Origin of the sequence: Halanaerobium saccharolyticum subsp. saccharolyticum DSM 6643 (assembly GCF_000350165.1) — a bacterium.
Classification (GTDB): domain Bacteria; phylum Bacillota; class Halanaerobiia; order Halanaerobiales; family Halanaerobiaceae; genus Halanaerobium; species Halanaerobium saccharolyticum.
In genome coordinates this window covers 350,531-371,132 of record NZ_CAUI01000015.1, presented here as the reverse complement: position 1 = coordinate 371,132, position 20,602 = coordinate 350,531, and the positions used below count along the sequence as shown (strand labels likewise).

Here is a 20,602-nt window from a genome sequence, read left to right as displayed (position 1 = left end):
TAAAGTAATTGGAGGTAATAATGGATATTTATCAAAAAGCGTTAAAATTACATAGTAAAAATCAGGGTAAAATTGAAATGAAATCTAAAGTTCGGGTTAGAAATAAAGAAGAGTTAAGTCTTGCTTATTCACCTGGAGTTGCAGAGCCCTGTAGAGAAATTAAAAAAGATAAAGATAAAGCATATGAATACACAGCTCGTGGAAATCAAGTAGCAGTTGTTTCTTCCGGAACTGCTGTTTTAGGTCTTGGAGATATCGGTCCCGAAGCAGCCCTACCAGTTATGGAAGGAAAAGCAGTTTTATTTAAAGAATTTGCAAATGTAGATGCATTTCCACTTTGTATAGGCAGCAAAGATGTCGATGAGATAGTTCAATTTGTTAAATTATTAGAACCCACTTTTGCAGGGATAAATCTAGAAGATATTTCGGCTCCTAAATGTTTTGAAATCGAAAAAAGATTAAAAGAAGAAACTAATATGGCAATATTTCATGATGATCAGCATGGAACAGCAGTTGTTGTTCTGGCAGCAGTTATTAATGCCCTAAAACTGGTTGATAAAAATTTAGAGGAGATAAAGATTGTGGTAAATGGTGCAGGTGCTGCAGCCACTGCCGTGTCTAAACTTCTTTTAGATGCAGGCGCCAAAAATTTAATTATTAACGATATAATAGGTATTTTAAATGAAGATAATCTTGATCAATATGATTTACTCAGGCAAAAATTGATTAAAAGAACAAATCCTAAAGGCTTGAGTGGAGGTCTTGCTGAGGCGATTGAAGATGCTGATTTATTTATAGGTCTTTCTGTGGGGGATATTTTAAAAGCAGAAATGGTAAAAAGGATGGCAGCAGATCCTTTAATTTTCGCTATGGCAAATCCGAGTCCTGAAATAAAACCTGAGCTTGCTTTAGAAGCTGGCGCAGCAGTTATTGCAACAGGACGTTCCGATTATCCAAACCAAATCAATAATGTACTGGCTTTTCCAGGTATTTTTAGAGGTGCATTGGATTTAAGAGCTGTAGAAATAAGCGAAGACATGAAAATAGCTGCAGCTGAAGCTATAGCAAATTTGGTAGGAGACAAGCTTGACAAAAAATATATTATACCTGATCCTTTTGATCAAAGAGTAGTACCAGCTGTAGCTTTTGCAGTTGCTAAAAGTGCAGTTCAAAATAATTTAGCAAGAATAGAAATGGATGAGCAGCAAATAAAAAATATAATTTCTAAAAATCTTAAATAACATAAAAGTACTAAAGGGAGAAAAACTTATTTTACTAAGTTTTTCTCCCTTTTTTTATCTAAATCTAAATTAGTAAGCTCTTTCAACTTTACCTGATTTAAGACATTGAGTACACACCTTAATTCTTTTTGGTGATCCATCAACAATTGCTTTAACTTTTTTAAGGTTTGGACGTTGAGTTCTCTTTGTAGAACTTGTAATGTTACGTCCAACTCCTCCTTTTTTCTTAGCTTTACCACGTCTTTGTATGCTATTGGCTGTATTTCCACCTTTACCACAAATCTCGCAGACTCTGGACATAGAAAAACACCTCCTATCTAAAAAATAAATATCCGTCAGATTATATTTTAACATAGATAAACGGTCTTTAGCAAGTTTAATAAAGCAAGTTTTAAAAAAATATAAATTATCAGATGCAGGAAAGTATAAATTTATCTTGAATTAATTAATAACTGAGCAGATAATTAAATTTAGTTTAAATAATTTTATTCTTGCATAGAGACTATATATAAGATAGAATAATTATGTATGAAAAGAGGTGTAAAGAATGGAAAAAGAATTAAAAAATGAACTTGGTAAAATTGTTATTGACGAAGAGGTAATAGCAAAAACAGCTGGAATTGCTGTAATGGAATGCTATGGTCTTGTTGGTATGTCTTCTAGAAGTGTGCAGGATGGTCTTGCAGATCTTTTAGGCTGGGATAATATTAGTAAGGGTGTTGGTGTTGATATTAGTGAAGATAAGGTTCATCTGGATCTAAATATCATTGTTGAATACGGTACTAATATTCATGAAGTGGCTCACAATGTTATGGAGAGAGTTCGCTATACCCTCGAAAATAAAGTTGGAATTGAAATTATAACTATAGATGTTAATGTAAGGGGAGTGAGGGTTGGCGATGCCAATTAATAACGAAAAAATAACTGCAGTAGATGCAGAAGAATTTAAAAATATGATGTTTACATCATTAAACTGGCTAAAAGAGCAAAAATCTTTTATTGATTCATTAAATGTTTTTCCAGTGCCAGATGGTGATACAGGTACAAATATGTATCTAACATTTAAAGAGGCGGTTTCTAATCTTGAAGATAGCAAATATGATAGTGTATCAGATTTGTCTGCTGCGCTTTCAAAAGGGGCTTTAATGGGAGCTAGAGGTAATTCAGGTGTTATTCTGTCTCAGCTGATTAGAGGCTTTGCACAGGCTCTTAAAAACAAGAAAAAGATGAAAGCAAAAGATTTGGCTAATGCTTTAACAAAAGCTTCTGAAATAGCTTATCATGGAGTTTTAAAGCCTGTTGAGGGAACAATTTTAACTGTTTCCAGAGAAGCTGCTGAAAAAGCTGCTGCTGAAGTTGATTCTATTCAAGATATTATAGAATTATTAGAAATTACTATAAAAGAAGCAGAAGAATCGTTAGAACGCACTCCTGAGTTACTTGATGCTTTAAAAGAAGCAGAAGTTGTAGATGCAGGTGGTCAGGGATATTTAATTATTTTAGAGGGAATGTTAAAAGGATTAAAAGGAGAAAAGATTGAATATCACGCTACAGCTGCTCCAGAAAAAAATATCAAAAAGTCGGAAGCTGCAGAAGATATAAAGTTTACCTATTGTACTCAAATGTTAATAGAAATTGACAGTCGAAAATCAAATATTGATAGAACGATAGATAAGATCAGAAAAGATATGCAAAGTTATGGGGATTCAATTATGGTTGTCGGTAGTGATAATGTTATAAAAATCCACATTCATAGTAATCACCCAGGAGTATTGCTGGAGTATGGTTTGAAAAAAGGTAAAGTTTTTGATGTCAAAATTGATAATATGCGCAAACAAAATGAGGAAAAAGTAAAGCGTGAAAATGATGATGAATTTGATCATTCAAAGTTCCATCCCAATTATAGCCACGGTGATTCCTCAGTTAAGTCTGTAGAAAGTGATGAAAATATTGAAACTGAAGCTACAAATAATAATCAACACAAAACAGAAGTTAGTCAAGAAACTGAGACAGAGATCAATGTAGATAAAAATATAGGTATTATTTCAGTAGCTAATGGTGAAGGTATAGTTAATATTTTAACTGAGTTAGGAGTAGATTATGTAATTAAGGGTGGTCAATCAATGAACCCTTCTACCAATGACTTTTTAGAAATAGTTGAAAAAATGAATACAAAAAAGATAATTATACTTCCTAATAATAAAAATATTATTTCTGCAGCTAAACAGGTATCTGAATTAAGTAAAAAAGATATTGCAATAATTGAAACCAGATCTATTCCTCAAGCTGTAACTGCTTTAATGGCTTTTGATGATCAACTACAGCCAGCTGAGTTAAAAGAAAGAATGGAATCTGAAATTAAAAATGTAAAGACGCTTGAGATTACTCAGGCAGTTAAAAATTCTAAGGTGAATGGTCTTGAAATACAAAAAGATCATTATATAGGTTTAAAGAATGGAGATATTTTGGTTAGTGCTGATACTGAAAGGGAAACAGTAAAGAAATTATTAAATGAAGTTGCTGAAGACGAAGAATTAGTCACAATCTACTATGGGGAAGGAGTAACAGCGGCTGAAGCAGAAGAAATCAAAAAAATTATGGAAGAAAATTTTGACTTTGATGAAATCGAAGTTTATCCTGGTGGACAGCCACTATACCCCTTTATTATTTCATTAGAATAGGATGTGTTAAGATGATTGCTTTAGTAACTGATAGCACCTGTGATTTACCTGCTGAAATCATTGAAAAATATTCGATAGAAATTGTACCATTAACTGTACATTTTAAAGATGATACTTATTACGACAAAATTGATCTTGAGAATGAAGAATTTTTTTCAATGATGGAATCTGCTGAAGAACTACCCACAACTTCTCAGCCATCTGTAGGACTATTTATAGACAAATATCAAGATTTAGCTGATAAATATGATGAGATTATTTCTATTCATATATCTTCTGCCTTAAGCGGGACAATTGAGTCTGCGAGATTAGCTGCTGCTCAAACAGAGGACATTAAAATTGAAATAATAAATTCTAAATCAACTACAACAGGACTTGGGTTTTTGGTTTTGCTGGCAGCAAAGATGATAGAAGAAGGAAAAAATATAAAAGAGATTAAATCAACTCTTGAAAAAGAAAGAGAAAAATTAACTATTTATTTCACAGTTAGTGAATTAACTTATCTAGAAAAGGGAGGTAGAATTGGAAAAGCTCAGGCTTTTTTGGGCAGTATTTTCAATTTCAATCCAATTCTAGAACTTTCTGCTGCAACAGGCGAAATAACTCCTAAAGAAAAAATTAGAGGTTATAAAAAAACAAACCAGAAAATGGTTGAGTTAGCATTAGAAGCTGCTGAAAATAGTGATAATGTAAATTTTGCCTATATATATGGTAAAAATAGTGATAATTATCAGCAGTTAAAAGAATTGTTTGAAGCTGAGCTTCAAAATCAACCTAAATATGATTATCATATTTTAGAAAATAAAATTGGAACTGTATTAAGTTCTCATACAGGCCCACTGGTTTATGGAATAGTAATTTATAGAGGAGAATTATTAGGAGAATGAAATTAAAACTTTCAGATGAAGTGCAATTTATTAAAGGTGTTGGGCCCAGATGGGCCGAGCGCCTTTCCAAATTAGAGATTAAAACTGTAAAAGATCTCCTTTATTACTTTCCTCGAGAATATGAGGACCGCAGCCAAATAAGTCAAATAAAATATACAGCTGTAGGAGAAAAAGCTAATTTTAGAGTTGAAGTATTAAAGGTTGAATATCAAAAAATACGTAATAAGCTTGACCTATTAAGAGTGACTTTCTCTGATGGCAGTGATGTAGTAAATGGAATTTGGTATAATCAATCTTATCTTCGTGATCAATTTAATAAAGGTGATAAATATATAATTAGCGGCAAAATAAGTGAGAAAAACTGGAGGAAGTATAACAGAAAAGAAATCAATAATCCAGTTTATGAAAAATTGGATTCTGAGGCTTCAGTTTTAAATACTGGTAGAATTGTTCCTGTTTATTCTTTAACAGAAGGTTTAACACAGAGACGTCTGCGTAGAATTATTGCTAATGCTATAAAAAGTCATGCCTCACTGCTTAAAGATCAGCTGCCTCAATTTATATTAAAAAAATTTAAATTTCCTAATTTAAAGACTTCAATTCTTGGAATGCACTTCCCCAAAAATCAAAAACATCAAAAAGTTTCACGCAGACGCTTAGCTTTTGAAGAATTTTTCTATCTGCAGCTCTATGCTTTGGAAGAAAAGAAAAAATATAATGAATTAAAAGGTATAAAACACGAATTTATAGCTGCTGAAAATAAAAAAATTTTAGAAGAACTCGAATTTGAGTTAACTTCTGCGCAGAATAGAGTTTGGTCTGAGATAAGAAAAGATATGGAATCTGAACTAACAATGTCCAGACTGCTGCAGGGTGATGTAGGATCTGGTAAGACTATTGTTGCAGCTTTAGCTTTACTAGAAACGATGGCAAATGGTTATCAAGGGATATTTATGGCTCCTACAGAAATATTGGCAGAACAGCATTATTTGAATTTTAAAGAACTTTTAAGTAAATTTAATTACAAAATTCATCTTTTAACAGGAAGTGTTAAATCATCTGAACGCAAAAATATAGAAACGGAAATTGAAAAGGGTAATAGTGATTTAATAATCGGGACCCATGCACTTTTTCAGGAAAGTTTAAATTATGATAAGCCGGGTTTAATTGTAATTGATGAACAGCATCGATTCGGTGTAGAACAGCGACACAGTCTCAAAGAAAAAGGAGATAATCCTGATTTATTAATTATGACAGCTACTCCAATTCCAAGATCAATGGCAATGTTGATTTATGGTGATTTAGATTTGTCTGTAATTGATGAAATGCCGCCAGGCAGGAAAAAAATTGCTACTTTTTGGCGGAGAGAAAATAGAAGAAAAAAAATTTATGAATTTGCAAAAGAAAAAATTGATGAAGGAAGACAGTCCTATATAGTCTGTCCTTTAATTGAAAAATCAGAAGAAATGCCAAAACTGATTTCTGCTGAAGAATTATATAAAGACTTAAATTCAGGTTTTTTTAAAGATTATAAACTAGCTCTACTTCACAGTTCAATTCCAGCTGACGAAAAAAAAGAAATAATGGAAAATTTCAGAGATGGAAAAATTGATATTTTAATTGCAACTACTGTGATTGAAGTTGGTGTCGATGTTAGTAATGCCAGTATTATGATCATTGAAAATGCAGAAAGATTTGGCTTGGCTCAACTTCATCAGTTAAGAGGTAGAGTTGGTAGAGGTAGATATCAATCATACTGTATATTAATATCTAATCCACCTGGAGAAGATTCAGCTCATCGCTTAGAAATCATGTGCAAAAGCAACAATGGTTTTTTAATTGCAGAAGAAGATTTGAAAATGCGTGGACCAGGAGAATTTTTTGGCACCAAACAACATGGAATAGATGACTTAAAAGTAGCTAGTTTAATTGATGACCAAGAGCTTTTAGTAAAAGCTAGAGATGAAGCAGGAATAATAGTAAAAGATAAAAATTGGCAGCAGAAGTATAAAGAAATAGCCGAAATTATTTCAAGAATAGAATTAAAGATTTAATAATGTTTGGAGGAGTTTATTAATGAGAATTATTGCCGGTAGGGCTGGTGGTTTAAAGCTGAAAAGCCTTAAAGGGAGAGATGTACGTCCTACTTTAGACAGAGTAAAAGAATCAATGTTTAATATTATAGCTTTTGATTTACCCGGAGCTGAGGTTTTAGATTTATTTTCTGGTTTTGGCAGTTTAGGGATTGAAGCTCTTAGTCGTGGTGCAGCAAAGTCTGATTTTATAGAAATAAATAAAGACCATCTTAAAGTGATTGAGCAGAATCTAAAAAAAGCCAAACTTTTTGATTTGGCAAAACTTTATAATCAAGATGTTTATTTATATCTTAAAAATTGTAGTCAAAAATATGATATTATTTTTATGGACCCACCATATCAAAAAGATATGAGTGCTGAAGCTATAGAATTAATTATTGAAAATGATTTATTAAAAGCAAAAGGATTAATTATTAGTGAAAGATCTGAATCAGAAAAAGTAGAAGAATATGAAGAATTAAAAATTATAAAAAACAAAAAATATGGAAATTCTTTGATAGTTATTTATCAATTAAACTAATAGACTTAATAATAAGGGGAAGGTAGAATGACAAAAAAAATTGTATATCCTGGAAGTTTTGATCCTGTTACAAATGGTCACTTAGATATTGTAGAAAGAGCTGCAAAAATTTTTGATGAGGTTATAGTTTCAGTTTTTTGTAATCCTAATAAAGAACCTGTCTTTACAATGGATGAGAGAGTAGAGATGTTAAAAAAATCAACTAAAGATTTACATAATGTAAAAGTAGATTCTTTTTCTGGTTTGACTACTAAATATGTACATTCCATAGGGGGAGAGGCGATTTTAAGGGGTTTAAGAGCTGTTTCTGATTTTGAGGGAGAATTCCAAATGGCTTCAATGAACAAGCATTTAGATGAGGAAATTGAAACTATCTTTTTAATGACTGATACCAAATATGCTTTCTTAAGTTCTAGTGTAATTAAAGAAGCAGCCTATTTTAATGGTAATATTAGAGAGCTTGTCCCTGATTTTGTTTATCAAAAACTAAGAAATAAGTTTAAGGCTAAAAAATAGAGGTGAATGTTTTTGAATTTAACTATTTTTTTAAAACTTGTAGAAATTCAAACTAAAATAGCAAGTTTTACTCCTTTTTTAATGGGGAATTTATATTTATTCTATCACTATGCTAATTTTAAAATAACAAATTTTATTTTAATGTTTTTTTCTTTACTCTGTGTTGATATGGGAACTACAGTTGTCAATAATTATCAGGATTATTTAAGAGCAGAAAAAAAAGAGGGCTATAATTATGAAAAACATAATGCTATTGTTAATTATAATTTGAGCAAAAAAACCGTAAAAAAGACAATTCTAATCCTTTTTTTACTGGCAATAGTGTTTGGTTTACTTCTTTATTTGAATACAGATGTTATAGTTTTAATAATTGGTTTTATATCATTTGTTATTGGTATTTTATATACATCGGGGCCAGTTCCCATTTCAAGAACTCCTTTAGGAGAAATATTTTCCGGACTTACTATGGGATTTTTTATTACTTTTTTAGCAATCTATATTCATAATTTAAATTTGATCAATATTTTCATTAAATTCAACTCGATGGTTATTGATTTACAATATCTTTCGATTTTAAAAATATTTATTTTTTCGATGCCTTTGATTTTTGGAATAGCCAATATTATGCTGGCAAATAACATTTGTGATATTGAAGATGATAGAGAAAACAACCGCTATACACTGCCAATATATATCTCGCGCAGCAGCAGCCTTAAACTTTTTAGATATTTATATTATTTATCTTATTTAAGTATAATTATTTCTGTTATTTTAAATATTTTACCTTCAATTTCTTTATTTGCATTATTATCCTTTGTCAAAGTCAACCAAAATATTAATAAATTTGAGAAAAAACAGAGTAAAAAAGATACATTTGTATTAGCTGTTAATAATTTTATGGTTATAAATTATTCAACAGCATTTACTATAATTTTAGCTATAATATTATAAAAAGGAGCAATTATTATGACTTTATTAGGCAATATAATTTGGTTTATTTTTGGAGGATTAATTGAATCTATATTTTGGTTTATTGCTGGTCTTTTATCTTCAATAACAATTATAGGTATTCCGATTGGAAAACAGTGTTTCAAAATGGCTAAAATGCAGATAGCACCATTTGGTAAAGAAATTGTAGAAAAAAACAACTCTGCAATAGGCTTAGTTGCAAATATTATCTGGATTATTGTATTTGGATGGGAACTGGCTTTAGCTAATTTGATTTCAGCTTTAATATTTGCTGTTACGATTATTGGAATTCCTTTTGCTAAACAAAGTCTTAAGCTTGCCTATTTATCATTAATGCCTTTTGGAAAAGATATTCGAAAAACAAATTAAGAGGTGTTATAAAATTGCAGACACAAAAATGTGCACTTGTTCTTGAGGGTGGAGGAATGAGAGGTGCTTTCACAGCTGGTATTATTGATTATTTTTTAAGAAATGGAATTTATTTTGAACATGTTATAGGTGTTTCGGCTGGGGCTAATAATGGAGCAAATTATACAAGTCGTCAGCGTCTGCGTAATAAAAAGCTTTTTACCGAATTAGTTGAAGATGAAAGATATATGGGGGTTAAGAATTTAATTAAAGAGGGTAATTATTTTGGGATGGATTTTTTGTTCCATCAACTTCCACATGAAATTCTACCCTTTGATTACAATAGCTTTAGAAATTCAAATACTAATCTTAAAGTAGCAGCTACTGAATGTGAGAGTGGAGAGGTTAAATTTTTTTCGCCTCAATATTTTGATCAATTAAGTAAAGTTGATAAAGTATTTAAAGCATCGAGCAGTTTACCTCTGGTTTCAAAGCCGGTAGAAATTGATAACAAACTTTATTTGGATGGCGGAATAAGAGACTCTATCCCAGTAAAAGAAGCAGTAAATGATGGTTATCAAAAAGTGGTTGTTATTTTGACTAGGGAAAAAGGATATAGAAAAACACCTGTGAAAGCAAAATTTTTATTAGATTTATTTTTACATGAATATCCTAATTTAGTTGATGATTTAAAAACAAGACATGAGGTATATAATGAAACTTTAGATTATATTTTAAAAAAAGAAAAAAACAATGATTTTTTTGTTTTTAGACCAAAATCAATCGAAATCAATCGCTTTAGCAAAGATGCTGAACAGCTGGAAGATATTTATGTTTCAGCTTCTAAAATGGCTGAAGCTCGTTCTGAAGAATTAAATAAATGGTTAAAAGAAATTAAGGAGTAATCTGTAGCTATGGATTTATCATTTGATAATAGTATAACAGCGAAAGTAGTAAAAGCAGTCGCAGAGTTTGATTTAATAAATGATGGAGATAAAATTGCTGTTGGTCTTTCTGGTGGAAAAGACAGTACATTTTTACTTTTGATTTTAAAATTATTCAATCTGCATTTTAAAAAGGATTTTATTCTAGAGGCGGTTCATGTAGATCCTGGTTTTAATAGCTCTACAGCTAATAAATTGAAAATATTAGCCGCTGATTTAGATCTTAAAATCAAAATTATTGATACCAATATTTCTGATTATATAGAGGATGATGAAGAGGAAAATCCTTGTTCTAAATGTGCTCATTTTAGAAAAGGAGCTATGATTAGTTATTTAAAAAAGAATAATTTTAACAAATTAGCTTTTGGCCATCATTTAGATGATGCTGTAGAAACATATTTAATGAGTATTTTTTATTCTGGACAATTAAAAACTTTACAAGCTAAAAGATATTTAAGTAAAAATAAGATTGAAATAATTAGACCTTTAATTTACCTTAGAGAAAATGTGATAGCAGAAAATATAGCAGATCAAGAAATTTCGCCTTTGAAAAGCGGCTGTCCTTATGATGGAAATACTGGCAGATCAAGAATAAGAAAAGAATTTGAAAAATATTTTGAAGATGATTTATTATTTTCAAATTTAGTATCTGCTATGAGAGATAAAGAAAATAGGGAATTATGGCCTAAAAAAATTAATAATGAATTTCTAACTGAAAAAATGAAAAATTATTGGAAAAAAGGATAGTGTTATTAATGTCAGATTCAAAAAATATAGGACTTTCAACTCAGAAATCAAGCTATAACCAAAAGAAAATAGATGCAATTTACAAAAATTCTCCTATAGTTTATATTACTTGGGATAAAAATGGGAAAATTATTGATTTAAACCAATATGCAGTTGAACTTTTGGGTTGTGAAAAAAATGAAATTATAAATAAGGAATTTATTCCAACTATAATTTCAGAAAAAGATAGAAATCTCTGGTTTAAATGGCAAGAAGGGAAAATGAATTGTCTCCCTGATAATTTTAGAAGTCATTTGATTAGAAATGATGGGACAACAATTAACTGTATTTGGAATAATGTAGAAATTAAGAAAGACGAAAATACCATAGAAATAATTTCTATAGCTAAAAATTTAACTAAAAATGTTGAGCATGAAATAGAAATGTTTAAATTAGTAAAAGCAATTAATGAAACTGATAATTGGGTAGTTATTACTGATGCTGAGGGAGTTGTCGAATATGTAAATACAACTGTTAAAGAAATAACAGGTTACAGTAGAGATGAAGTGATAGGAGAAAAACCTTCTCTATTTAAATCAAATAAACATAATGACAGGTATTTCAAAAATTTATGGGAAACAATAAAAGCCGGTAAAGTGTTCAATGATGTAATTATCAATCAAAAGAAAAATGATGAATATTTTTATTCTGAGCAGACGATAACCCCAATTAAGAATAATAATAATGAAATAATTAATTTTATTTCTGTAGGTAGAGACATCACTCAGAACAAAAAGTTACTAAAACAGATTGAATATATATCTAATTATGACCTGATATTTGGTTTACCAAATAGAAGTTATATTGAGAGTAAAATTGATAATTTAATTGAAGCCAATAAAAGGGAAGAAAAAATTGCTGTTTTAGTTATTAAATTTGATAAGATAAAACATTTAAATGATATTTATAATAATTCAAATAATGAAAGAACATTAATTAATTTAATTGCGGATTTAATAAATTTACATATAAATGATAAAAATAATTGTGTAAAAATTGATGAGAATAATAGTTTAGCATATTTAGGTGGAGATAATTTTGCTCTAATTATTAATGATATTAAATCAACCAATGAAATTTATAATATAGTCAAGAAAATTCTGGAATTATTTACTGATACTATTAATTATAATAAAGAAACTTTTATGCTAAATTCGAGAATAGGAGTTGCAGTTTATCCAGATGACTCTAAAAATGCTAAAAATTTAGTTTCAAATTCTGAAGTCGCTCTGATAAATATTAAAAATAATGATTATGCATTTTTTAATCAAGAAATGAATACGCAAATAAGAAAATTCAATAAAATGGAAGCAAGATTGGATAAAGCAGTAAAAAATGATGATTTTTTAGTCTACTATCAGCCATATTATAAAAGAAGTGACCATAGTTTGTTTGGAATGGAAGCATTGCTTAGATTGAAGGATTCAGACCAAGGAATTATTTATCCTTCAAAATTTATTCCTATTTTAGAAAGTTCACAATTAATAAAAAAAGTTGGTTTAATTGTAATTTCTAAAGTTGTTAACTCTTTAAAAAAGTGGATTCAGAGTGGATATCAAGTTGTACCAATATCTATTAATTTATCTCCAAAGCAGATTGAAGATAGTAAACATCTGCAGAAAATATATCAGATTATTGATAATAGTGGTATTAATAACTCTTTAATAAACTTTGAAATTACAGAGTCAAGTGCAATGAGTGATGTAGATCACAGTTTAAAAGTAATGAAAAAAATGAAAGAAAAGGGCTTTTCTATTTCAATCGATGATTTTGGGACAGGATATTCCTCCCTTAACTATTTGCAAAAATTCCCTTTAGATTATTTAAAAATAGATATATCTTTTATCAGAAACATGACTAAAAATGATGACGGTAAAAATATTGTTGAATCAATAATTAATATTGCTCATTTACTTAATTTGAAAACTATTGCTGAAGGAGTAGAAAAAGAAATTGAAGTAAAAGAGCTAAATCGAATGAACAACGATTATATTCAGGGCTATTATTTTTCTTATCCAATGCCGGAATCTAAAATTGGAAAAATTTATAGATAAAAAAAGACCGCTGTCAATTTGACAGCGGTTTATTAACTATATGAATAGATTTTTTTAGACTAAATTACTTCATCCGCTTTTTTACCAATGATGCTCACAATTAAGTATAAAACAACTAGACCTAAAGGTAATAAATAAACAGCTGAAAAACCGAAACCTGCAGGTAAGAATCCAAATAAAGCAGCAACTAAACCTACTGTTAGGGCATATGGCATCTGGGTACTAACATGATCCATATGATCTACAGCCGAAGCAGTTGATGACATAATAGTTGTATCTGATATTGGAGAACAGTGATCTCCCATTACACTTGCAGTTAAAACTGCAGCAATAGTTGGTAACATTGGAATGCCAATTGAATTAGCCAATGGAATAGCCAGAGGCATTACAATTGCAACTGTACCCCAGGAACTTCCGATTGTAAAAGCTATAAAAGCTGAGAAAATAAAAATCATTAAAGGAACAATTTCAGGTATTATATTACCTTCTAAAATTGAAACTAAATAATTTGCAGTTCCTAAATCCTCAGTAATACTTCCAATTGACCATGCTAAAACAAGTATCAAACAAGCAATAAACATTGATTTAGCTCCATCAATCCAGCCATCTACAGTTTCACTTATGTTAAGGATTCCTTTTGCAAAAGATAAAATTCCAGCAATAAAACTACCAGAAATCGCAGCCCAAAGCAGAACAATACTTGCATCTGCGTTTCCAAAAGCATCTCTAATAGAAGTTCCAGCCTCTAAGCCACCTCCATTGTACCAGAGACCAATTAAAGTAACTAAAATAACACCAATTATAGGTAAAAATGAATTTGCAAAAGTAAAACTTTCACCTTCTGGTTGCTCAATTTCTTCCATCTCCTGTGAAACCATTGGAGTGGAGCCGGGTCTTAAAGTTTCTCCAGTTGAACGGGCTCTTTTTTCTGCTTTTAGCATAGGCCCATAGTCTTTAGCTGTAAAAATAATAATTAAAGCAAAGCCCAGAGCAAAGATACTATAAAAACGATAAGGAATAGTTTGAACAAAAGTTCCATAAGCATTCATTTCTAGTCCTAAAGAATCAAATCCATCTTTAATTACACCAACTTCAAAAGCAATCCAAGTTGAAATTGGTACAATACTAGAAACTGCAGCAGCAGTTAAGTCAACAATAAAAGCCAATTTTTCTCTAGATATTTTCATTTTATCAGTAATTGGACGCATTGTATTTCCAACAATTAAAGTATTTGCATAATCATCAAAAAAGATAAGTACACCCATTAACCAGGCAGCAAACTGAGTTTTAACTACTGAATTAGCTTTTTTTGCAACATATTCACCAATTGCAATAATTCCACCTGATTTGTTAATTATTCCGATCATTCCACCCATTGCTAGTAAAAATAAAATAATTCCAGCATTCCAAGAATCTGCAAGTGAAGCTAAAATGTAATCATCTAATGTATGCATAAAAGCAAACAGAGGATTATAGGCATTTGTAATTAATGCACCTGCAAAAACTCCTAAAAATAGTGATAATACAACTTGTTTACTCCACCAGGCTAAAATAATTGCAAGTAGTGGTGGTAGCAGAGAAATAATACCATAACTTTCCATAATAAAGCCTCCTAGTTTTTTGTTTTGATTAGTAACTAATTTTAAAGGCATAAAAAATACCCGGCGATATGCCGGGTTAATAGCAAAAATCGCCTCATCTTCTTTAAACTGACATGAGATAGCACAACATAATAAAAAATTATTATGACAGTTCTGCATATTTTATATACAGCCCCAGTGGTATTTTTGAACCAATAAAAAAACCACTTCGGCAGAAAAACCTTTCACTTTTAATTTAAAATCCTGGTTCTGGATAAACTCAAAAGTTACTGATCTTTTCTGCACCTCTACCTCATCAGCTGATGAGGTATTTTTTATGATTAGTTAAATTTCTAATCAATCTCAAATATTTAATTTATATAAATTATAACTTAGTAAATAATTTATGTCAAGGAATCCGAGAAAAATTTTGCATTAAAGAGTATTTATAATATATAATAGTAATGCTGGTTAAAAAAAATTGAAATAAAAAGGAAGATATATATGAGAAATAAAAATTCAAAAAAGTTTTATTCTAGACTAATTGGAATAATTTTAATTATATTTGTGGTAAGTCATTTTTTCCCTGTTTCATACCAGGTGATGGAACCAGGAATTGCAACAGAATTATCACCAATGATTGAAGTAAAAGATGGATACCAAAATGAAGGAGAATTTTTATTAACTGCGGTCAGCAGTAAACGGGCTATGGCCTGGGATTATTTTTATATTTCTCTTTTTTCACCTGAAGATAAGGAATTAACATCAATAGCTGATCAGCTTCCCGAAAATATGGATATGAACGAATATATAGAGTTAATGGCTGAGCTAATGGAAGAAAGTAAACTTCAGGCACAGGCAGTAGCTTTTAGGCAGGCAGGGTTCGAAGTTGAGGTATCTGGTGAAGGTGCTGAAGTAGTTGAAGTTTTAGAAACAGGATCTGCTTATAATAATCTAAAAAAAGGTGATTTGATTAAAGCAGTTGATGATAAAAAGGTTGAGATGGCTGCAGATGCTGTAAATATAATTAAAAACAGAGATATTGGTGACAAAGTAGAAATAAAAATTTTACGAGATGAAGAAGAATTAACATTTAATCTAGAAACTTTAGAACTTGAGGGCAATAAAGGAAATCCATCAATTGGAGTTTTGATTAGTTCTAAAGGTTTAGAATATGATATTCCAGGCGAGGTAAATTTTAAAACTGAAAATATAATTGGTCCTTCAGCTGGCAGTGTTTTTACAATGGAAATCTATAATCAATTAATTCCAGAAGATATTACTAATGGCCGCAGGATAGCGGGAACCGGTACTGTTAGCTTAGATGGTAAAATTGGTCGAATAGATGGAGTTAAATATAAAATAATGGCGGCAAAAGAAGCAGGAGTAGATTTATTTGTTGTGCCTACGGAAAATTATGAAACAGCGGCTGAATATGCTGGTGAATTAGAGCTGCTTGAGGTTAAAACAATTTCTGATATTATAAATTATCTGGAAAAAGATATTAAATTTTAATTAATTTCTGATGAAAATCTCTGCGGGATTGACTATGCTCTAAATTTTGATAAAGAAGTGCATAAAGATCACTTGCCAGTAAATCATAGCTTAGAGATAGATTTAGAGCTTGATCATCATTTATATTAATTGTATTAATTTTTTCAGCAGGATTAATAATTATTTCTGTTTCAGATTCAGATTGCAGTTTAGATAGCAAATATTCTTTACCTTTTTTAACCCCGAGAACTCTTAAATAGTGAGGAGCATTAGTTTCCACTAGATTAATTTTTGCAGCTTTCATTGAAAAATAAATCTGCAGTATTTTTCTCTTAACTCTAGTTTCTGTTAAATTTTTAGTTTTTAAAGAGTTTAAAAACTTTTCTGGGTTAAATTCAGCTGCTGCTTTTTCGATAAAACGATTTTCTAAGCCGTTAGCAACACCCTTATATTTTTTTAGATCTTCAGCTTTTAAACGTCTTATTAAATCAATTGTTTTTAATATAATTTGATTTTGAGAATCACTTTTAACAAATCTTCCTGATTCAATTTCATTTTTTAAGATATTCCATGATTTTTCTGGCATTAACTTTTTACTAGCGCTTAATGCCTCTTTTTGTGGCCGATTATTGATTAAATTTCTAATCAAAGAAGCACTTGCATAGTTTTTATTGACTTCCTGACTGTAATAATCTGTTCCCACTCTTTTAATAGTGTGAGCTTTAATCTTAGAATTCAAACGCAATAAGGATTTTAAATATTCTATAGCAAGGATATTATTAGGAGCTGCTAATATTTTTCTTATTTTTTCTGGATCAACTTTTTTTAATTCATTATAACTTTGATAGGTATCAAGTAGTGCTTTGCGTCTAGCGGTCGGGAAATTAAATCCTTTTTTTAAATAATTTTGTAGTGCTTTTTTGAAATCTGGACTTTCATTAATTAAAGCCAAAGCAATGGCTGATATGATTTCTATATTACCTGCTTCACTTCCAAAGACAATAGAGTCTACAATATTGCTTTTGTCTAAACTTAAGATAGAATAATAGGCAAAGTATTCAGCACTGCGAATATTATAAATTAAAGGAAGCTCAATTACCAGATCAGCACCACAGCTTAAAGCCTGTTTGGTTCTGGCCCATTTATCAAGAATAGCGGCATCTCCACGCTGAGTAAAATTACCACTCATGATGACTATTAGATTATCATTTTCCGTAATTTTTTTGCTTTGATTAAGATGATATTGATGGCCATTGTGAAAAGGATTATATTCAACTATTAATGCAGTTGTCTTCATAAAGCAACACCTCAATTTTAATCGAATTTTATCAATATATTGATAATTTACATAAAAGTTTTACTTTTCGAACTTCTTTTAATAAAAAAGGATTTGGAACTTTAACACAGTATTATATATATAATAGCAAATATATATAGAAAGAACAAATAAGTTATTTTTCAAAATACGGGGGAGGAAATTTTAAATGGATGTAATTAAGAATTTTAAGGAAAAAGCTGCTTCTGATTTAAAGACAATTGTTTTTGCCGAAGGTGAAGATGAAAGAATAATTAAAGCCGCCGCAAAAATAGAAGCAGAAAAAATTGCTAAGATTATAATTTTAGCAGATACTGAATCTATCAAAAATGATGCAAAAAAGTATGGTGTTGATCTAAGTGGTATTAAAATTATTGATCCTGAAACTTCTGACTATGTTTCAGAATTTACAGATGAGTTTTATGAACTAAGAAAACACAAAGGGATTAGTAAAGAAGATGCAGAAAAAGCAATTAAAGATCCAATGTATTTTGGAACAATGATGATTTATACTGGAAAAGCAGATGGAATGGTTGCTGGGGCAGCTAACCCGACTGGTAATGTATTAAGACCCGCTTTCCAAATTGTTAAGACTGCAGAGGGGATTTCAACAGTCTCAAGTGCGATTATAATGGTCTTAAAAGATAAATCATTTGGAGAAGAAGGGGTACTGGTTGTTTCAGATTGTGCAGTAAATCCTGAGCCAAACTCAGAACAGTTGGCAGAAATTGCAATTGCTACAGCTGATACAACTGAGAGATTATTAGATTTTGAACCTAGAGTAGCAATGCTTTCATTTTCAACTATGGGCAGTGCTAAACACGAAAACGTAGATAATGTTAGAAATGCAGTAGAAATAGCGCATGAAAATGCACCTAATTTGAAAATTGATGGTGAAATGCAGGTTGATGCGGCATTGGTTGAAAGTGTAGGCAGCAGAAAAGCTCCAGATAGTAAGATAGCCGGTAAAGCAAATGTATTAATTTTCCCTGATCTACAATCAGGTAACATTGGCTATAAGCTAGTCCAGAGACTGGCAGGTGCAGCTGCAGTAGGACCAATTTTACAGGGCCTTGCAGCACCGATTAACGACCTTTCTCGAGGCTGTTCAATAGACGATATTATTAACTTAACAGCAATTACAGCGGTTCAAGCTCAAAGTGAATAAATAATTACATATAATAAATTTTAATAGGAGGTAAAGAATGAAAATACTTGTAATTAATAGCGGCAGCTCATCTTTGAAGTATCAGTTGTTTAATATGGAAACAGAAAATGTATTGGCAAAGGGTCTTATCCAAAGAATAGGAATTGATGGATCATATTTAGAGTATGAAAGTGGAGAAGGGGAAGAAATAGTAATTGAAAAAGATATCCCTAACCATAAGGTGGGAATTGAGTTATTAATTGAAACCTTAATCTCAAAAAAACATGGTGTATTGGCAAACATGGATGAAATTGAGGCGGTCGGACATCGAATTGTTCATGGTGGAGAAGCTTTTGCAGAGTCTACAATAATTGATGATCAAGCAATAAAAAAATTAGAAGATGTAGCAGATTTAGCTCCTTTACATAACCCTCCAAATATTATGGGGATTAAGGTTTGTCAAGAATTAATGCCTGATAAACCACAAGTTGGAGTATTTGATACAGCATTCCATCAGTCTATGCCGGAAAAAGCTTATATTTATGCTCTTCCTTACGAATATTATGAGAAATATGGTGTAAGAAGATATGGCTTTCACGGAACTTCCCATGGTTATGTTGCTAAAAGAGCTGCTAAAATGATGGATCAAGATTTATCTGAACTTAAAATCATAACCTGTCATTTAGGTAATGGTGCTAGTGTAGCTGCAGTTAAAAATGGTAAATCTGTAGATACAAGTATGGGTTTAACTCCACTTGAGGGTTTAGTGATGGGAACAAGATGTGGAGATATTGATCCAGCGATTATTCCATTCCTTCTGGAAAAAGAAGATATGACGCCTTCAGAGATTGATAATATTTTGAATAAAGAAAGTGGATTGCTTGGAGTTTCTGGTGTCAGCAGTGATTCCCGTGATGTTGAAGATGCAGCTGCAGAAGGTAATCATCAGGCAGAAATTGCGCTTGAATTATTTGATTACAGGGTTAAAAAATATATTGGTGCTTATACAGCGGCAATGGGTGGAGTTGATGCAATAGTCTTCACTGCAGGTATAGGTGAAAATTCGATTGATACTCGAGCAAATATTTTAAGTGGGCTTGAATATTTGGGAGTTGAACTTGATAAAGAAGCTAATGATTGTCGCGGAAAAGAAGTTTTGATTTCTACAGATGATTCTAAAGTTAAAGCTATGATAGTTCCTACAAATGAGGAATTAGTAATTGCTAAAGATACAATGGAACTGGTAAAATAAAAATTTTTCTTGACAGTCTAGGCTACTTTTTATATAATAAAACGTGGCTATTTACAGGGGTGATCAAATAAATTGTATATAAACCTCAGTGATTTAAAAGAAATCGGAGGCAGAAAAAATGTCTCACTGGAGCTTGAATTTCCGGATCTAGAATTTGTAGATCGGGACATAAAAATAAAAGATTCTGTTCAGCTTGATCTAGAAATCTATAACACTAGAGATTCATTTGTTGTTAAAGGTATATTAGAAGCTGAGTTAATTTTAAGCTGCAGTCGTTGTTTAAAAAAGTATAGTTCTCCAATTAAATTAGATATTTCTGAAGATGTTATGAAAAGTGAAATGGAAGACGAGGAAGAACTATATTTAGACGATATTATTGTGGATAATATTATTCTATCCTTACCAATGAAGCCTCTTTGTTCTGAAGATTGTAAAGGGATCTGTCCTGAATGCGGTCAGAATTTGAATGAAGGAGAATGTGACTGTGAGGTAGAAACAGTAGATCCTCGTCTGGCAAAACTTAAAGAATTTTATAATGATAATGAATAATTAAAGGAGGTGTATAGGATGGCTGTACCAAAGAAACGGACTTCTAAAACACGTAAGAGAAAAAGACGTACTCATAAGAAATTAACTGCGCCTAGTCTTACAGAATGTTCAAACTGCCATGAAAAGATTTTACCTCATCATGTATGTCCAGAATGTGGACACTATGATGGCAAAAAGGTGAGTAAAAATTAAATTATTTAGATAAACAGAGATCTCGAGCTTA

General features: G+C 30.8%; 20 protein-coding genes and 1 riboswitch. Of the genes, 17 read left to right on the top strand and 3 right to left on the bottom strand.

Going from position 1 to position 20,602, the window contains the following annotated elements; translation table 11 throughout:
- The first annotated feature begins 20 nt into the window (after positions 1 to 20).
- Positions 21 to 1,241, top strand: coding sequence for an NAD(P)-dependent malic enzyme (locus tag HSACCH_RS07060; protein ID WP_005488850.1), 1,221 nt, complete (start codon positions 21 to 23; stop codon positions 1,239 to 1,241).
- Positions 1,242 to 1,310: 69 nt separating this feature from the next.
- Here the strand turns inward: HSACCH_RS07060 and rpmB are convergent, their stop codons facing one another.
- Positions 1,311 to 1,541, bottom strand: coding sequence for a 50S ribosomal protein L28 (gene rpmB / locus HSACCH_RS07055; protein WP_005488849.1), 231 nt, complete (start codon positions 1,539 to 1,541; stop codon positions 1,311 to 1,313).
- Positions 1,542 to 1,788: 247 nt separating this feature from the next.
- Here rpmB and HSACCH_RS07050 point away from each other — a divergent pair, with 247 nt between their 5' ends.
- Genes HSACCH_RS07050 through HSACCH_RS07000 form a run of 11 tightly spaced genes read left to right on the top strand, consistent with a single transcriptional unit; the run spans position 1,789 to position 13,042 of the window.
- On the top strand, positions 1,789 to 2,151 hold the full coding sequence (locus HSACCH_RS07050) for an Asp23/Gls24 family envelope stress response protein (RefSeq protein ID WP_005488848.1): 363 nt from the start codon (positions 1,789 to 1,791) through the stop codon (positions 2,149 to 2,151).
- Entirely contained in the window at positions 2,141 to 3,922 is a 1,782-nt protein-coding gene (locus HSACCH_RS07045) for a DAK2 domain-containing protein (RefSeq protein ID WP_005488846.1), read from the top strand. The genes HSACCH_RS07050 and HSACCH_RS07045 overlap by 11 nt, the downstream gene beginning before the upstream one ends.
- Before the next feature lie 11 nt (positions 3,923 to 3,933).
- Complete coding sequence (locus HSACCH_RS07040) at positions 3,934 to 4,809, top strand: DegV family protein (RefSeq protein WP_005488845.1); 876 nt, start codon at positions 3,934 to 3,936, stop codon at positions 4,807 to 4,809.
- Positions 4,806 to 6,863: an ATP-dependent DNA helicase RecG gene (recG, locus tag HSACCH_RS07035; protein ID WP_005488843.1), complete on the top strand. Its 2,058-nt coding sequence runs from the start codon at positions 4,806 to 4,808 to the stop codon at positions 6,861 to 6,863. The genes HSACCH_RS07040 and recG overlap by 4 nt, the downstream gene beginning before the upstream one ends.
- A gap of 22 nt (positions 6,864 to 6,885) precedes the next feature.
- Positions 6,886 to 7,425, top strand: a complete 540-nt coding sequence (gene rsmD / locus HSACCH_RS07030; protein WP_005488842.1) for a 16S rRNA (guanine(966)-N(2))-methyltransferase RsmD — start codon at positions 6,886 to 6,888, stop codon at positions 7,423 to 7,425.
- A 27-nt stretch (positions 7,426 to 7,452) separates the two neighbouring features.
- The gene (gene coaD, locus HSACCH_RS07025) at positions 7,453 to 7,941 is read left to right on the top strand and encodes a pantetheine-phosphate adenylyltransferase (protein WP_005488841.1); all 489 of its coding nucleotides are present in this window, start codon (positions 7,453 to 7,455) and stop codon (positions 7,939 to 7,941) included.
- Between the two features lie 12 nt (positions 7,942 to 7,953).
- Entirely contained in the window at positions 7,954 to 8,892 is a 939-nt protein-coding gene (locus HSACCH_RS07020; protein WP_005488840.1) for a 1,4-dihydroxy-2-naphthoate polyprenyltransferase, read from the top strand.
- A 15-nt stretch (positions 8,893 to 8,907) separates the two neighbouring features.
- Entirely contained in the window at positions 8,908 to 9,279 is a 372-nt protein-coding gene (locus HSACCH_RS07015) for a YccF domain-containing protein (protein WP_005488839.1), read from the top strand.
- A 14-nt stretch (positions 9,280 to 9,293) separates the two neighbouring features.
- Positions 9,294 to 10,163 carry a patatin-like phospholipase family protein gene (locus HSACCH_RS07010; RefSeq protein WP_005488838.1) on the top strand — a complete coding sequence of 290 codons (870 nt, stop codon included), beginning with the start codon at positions 9,294 to 9,296 and terminating at the stop codon, positions 10,161 to 10,163.
- 9 nt (positions 10,164 to 10,172) lie between these two features.
- Entirely contained in the window at positions 10,173 to 10,949 is a 777-nt protein-coding gene (locus tag HSACCH_RS07005; RefSeq protein ID WP_005488837.1) for a tRNA 2-thiocytidine biosynthesis TtcA family protein, read from the top strand.
- 8 nt (positions 10,950 to 10,957) lie between these two features.
- Positions 10,958 to 13,042 carry a bifunctional diguanylate cyclase/phosphodiesterase gene (locus HSACCH_RS07000; RefSeq protein ID WP_005488836.1) on the top strand — a complete coding sequence of 695 codons (2,085 nt, stop codon included), beginning with the start codon at positions 10,958 to 10,960 and terminating at the stop codon, positions 13,040 to 13,042.
- A gap of 59 nt (positions 13,043 to 13,101) precedes the next feature.
- Here HSACCH_RS07000 and HSACCH_RS06995 read toward each other — a convergent pair whose 3' ends face one another.
- Positions 13,102 to 14,643, bottom strand: a complete 1,542-nt coding sequence (locus tag HSACCH_RS06995) for a Na+/H+ antiporter NhaC family protein (RefSeq protein ID WP_005488835.1) — start codon at positions 14,641 to 14,643, stop codon at positions 13,102 to 13,104.
- Positions 14,644 to 14,754: 111 nt separating this feature from the next.
- Positions 14,755 to 14,941, bottom strand: a riboswitch (Lysine riboswitch).
- A gap of 185 nt (positions 14,942 to 15,126) precedes the next feature.
- Here HSACCH_RS06995 and HSACCH_RS06990 point away from each other — a divergent pair.
- Positions 15,127 to 16,137, top strand: coding sequence for a YlbL family protein (locus HSACCH_RS06990; RefSeq protein ID WP_005488833.1), 1,011 nt, complete (start codon positions 15,127 to 15,129; stop codon positions 16,135 to 16,137).
- On the opposite strand, the gene HSACCH_RS06985 is transcribed toward HSACCH_RS06990, so the two are convergent.
- Positions 16,127 to 17,413 (bottom strand): tRNA(Met) cytidine acetate ligase, encoded by a 1,287-nt coding sequence (locus HSACCH_RS06985; RefSeq protein WP_005488832.1) that lies wholly within the window; start codon positions 17,411 to 17,413, stop codon positions 16,127 to 16,129. The two genes, HSACCH_RS06990 and HSACCH_RS06985, sit on opposite strands and share 11 nt — an antisense overlap.
- Positions 17,414 to 17,600: 187 nt before the next feature.
- On the opposite strand from HSACCH_RS06985, the gene pta reads away from it, so the two are divergent.
- From pta to rpmF, 4 genes are all read left to right on the top strand, one after another.
- Entirely contained in the window at positions 17,601 to 18,599 is a 999-nt protein-coding gene (gene pta, locus HSACCH_RS06980; protein ID WP_005488831.1) for a phosphate acetyltransferase, read from the top strand.
- A 37-nt stretch (positions 18,600 to 18,636) separates the two neighbouring features.
- Entirely contained in the window at positions 18,637 to 19,830 is a 1,194-nt protein-coding gene (locus HSACCH_RS06975; RefSeq protein ID WP_005488830.1) for an acetate/propionate family kinase, read from the top strand.
- Between the two features lie 72 nt (positions 19,831 to 19,902).
- Entirely contained in the window at positions 19,903 to 20,379 is a 477-nt protein-coding gene (locus HSACCH_RS06970; protein ID WP_005488829.1) for a YceD family protein, read from the top strand.
- 18 nt (positions 20,380 to 20,397) lie between these two features.
- Positions 20,398 to 20,571 (top strand): 50S ribosomal protein L32, encoded by a 174-nt coding sequence (gene rpmF, locus HSACCH_RS06965; protein ID WP_040477182.1) that lies wholly within the window; start codon positions 20,398 to 20,400, stop codon positions 20,569 to 20,571.
- Positions 20,572 to 20,602 lie beyond the last annotated feature (31 nt).

Excerpts from the sequence above, each read along its gene's own strand:
- rsmD (WP_005488842.1), top strand. The coding sequence starts at position 6,886 with ATGAGAATTATTGCCGGTAGGGCTGGTGGTTTAAAGCTGAAAAGCCTT.
- rpmF (WP_040477182.1), top strand. The coding sequence starts at position 20,398 with ATGGCTGTACCAAAGAAACGGACTTCTAAAACACGTAAGAGAAAAAGA.
- HSACCH_RS06975 (WP_005488830.1), top strand. The coding sequence starts at position 18,637 with ATGAAAATACTTGTAATTAATAGCGGCAGCTCATCTTTGAAGTATCAG.
- HSACCH_RS07050 (WP_005488848.1), top strand. The coding sequence starts at position 1,789 with ATGGAAAAAGAATTAAAAAATGAACTTGGTAAAATTGTTATTGACGAA.
- HSACCH_RS06985 (WP_005488832.1), bottom strand. The coding sequence starts at position 17,413 with ATGAAGACAACTGCATTAATAGTTGAATATAATCCTTTTCACAATGGC.
- recG (WP_005488843.1), top strand. The coding sequence starts at position 4,806 with ATGAAATTAAAACTTTCAGATGAAGTGCAATTTATTAAAGGTGTTGGG.
- coaD (WP_005488841.1), top strand. The coding sequence starts at position 7,453 with ATGACAAAAAAAATTGTATATCCTGGAAGTTTTGATCCTGTTACAAAT.
- HSACCH_RS07000 (WP_005488836.1), top strand. The coding sequence starts at position 10,958 with ATGTCAGATTCAAAAAATATAGGACTTTCAACTCAGAAATCAAGCTAT.
- HSACCH_RS07045 (WP_005488846.1), top strand. The coding sequence starts at position 2,141 with ATGCCAATTAATAACGAAAAAATAACTGCAGTAGATGCAGAAGAATTT.
- HSACCH_RS07060 (WP_005488850.1), top strand. The coding sequence starts at position 21 with ATGGATATTTATCAAAAAGCGTTAAAATTACATAGTAAAAATCAGGGT.
- HSACCH_RS07040 (WP_005488845.1), top strand. The coding sequence starts at position 3,934 with ATGATTGCTTTAGTAACTGATAGCACCTGTGATTTACCTGCTGAAATC.
- HSACCH_RS06990 (WP_005488833.1), top strand. The coding sequence starts at position 15,127 with ATGAGAAATAAAAATTCAAAAAAGTTTTATTCTAGACTAATTGGAATA.
- HSACCH_RS07005 (WP_005488837.1), top strand. The coding sequence starts at position 10,173 with ATGGATTTATCATTTGATAATAGTATAACAGCGAAAGTAGTAAAAGCA.
- pta (WP_005488831.1), top strand. The coding sequence starts at position 17,601 with ATGGATGTAATTAAGAATTTTAAGGAAAAAGCTGCTTCTGATTTAAAG.
- rpmB (WP_005488849.1), bottom strand. The coding sequence starts at position 1,541 with ATGTCCAGAGTCTGCGAGATTTGTGGTAAAGGTGGAAATACAGCCAAT.
- HSACCH_RS06995 (WP_005488835.1), bottom strand. The coding sequence starts at position 14,643 with ATGGAAAGTTATGGTATTATTTCTCTGCTACCACCACTACTTGCAATT.
- HSACCH_RS07015 (WP_005488839.1), top strand. The coding sequence starts at position 8,908 with ATGACTTTATTAGGCAATATAATTTGGTTTATTTTTGGAGGATTAATT.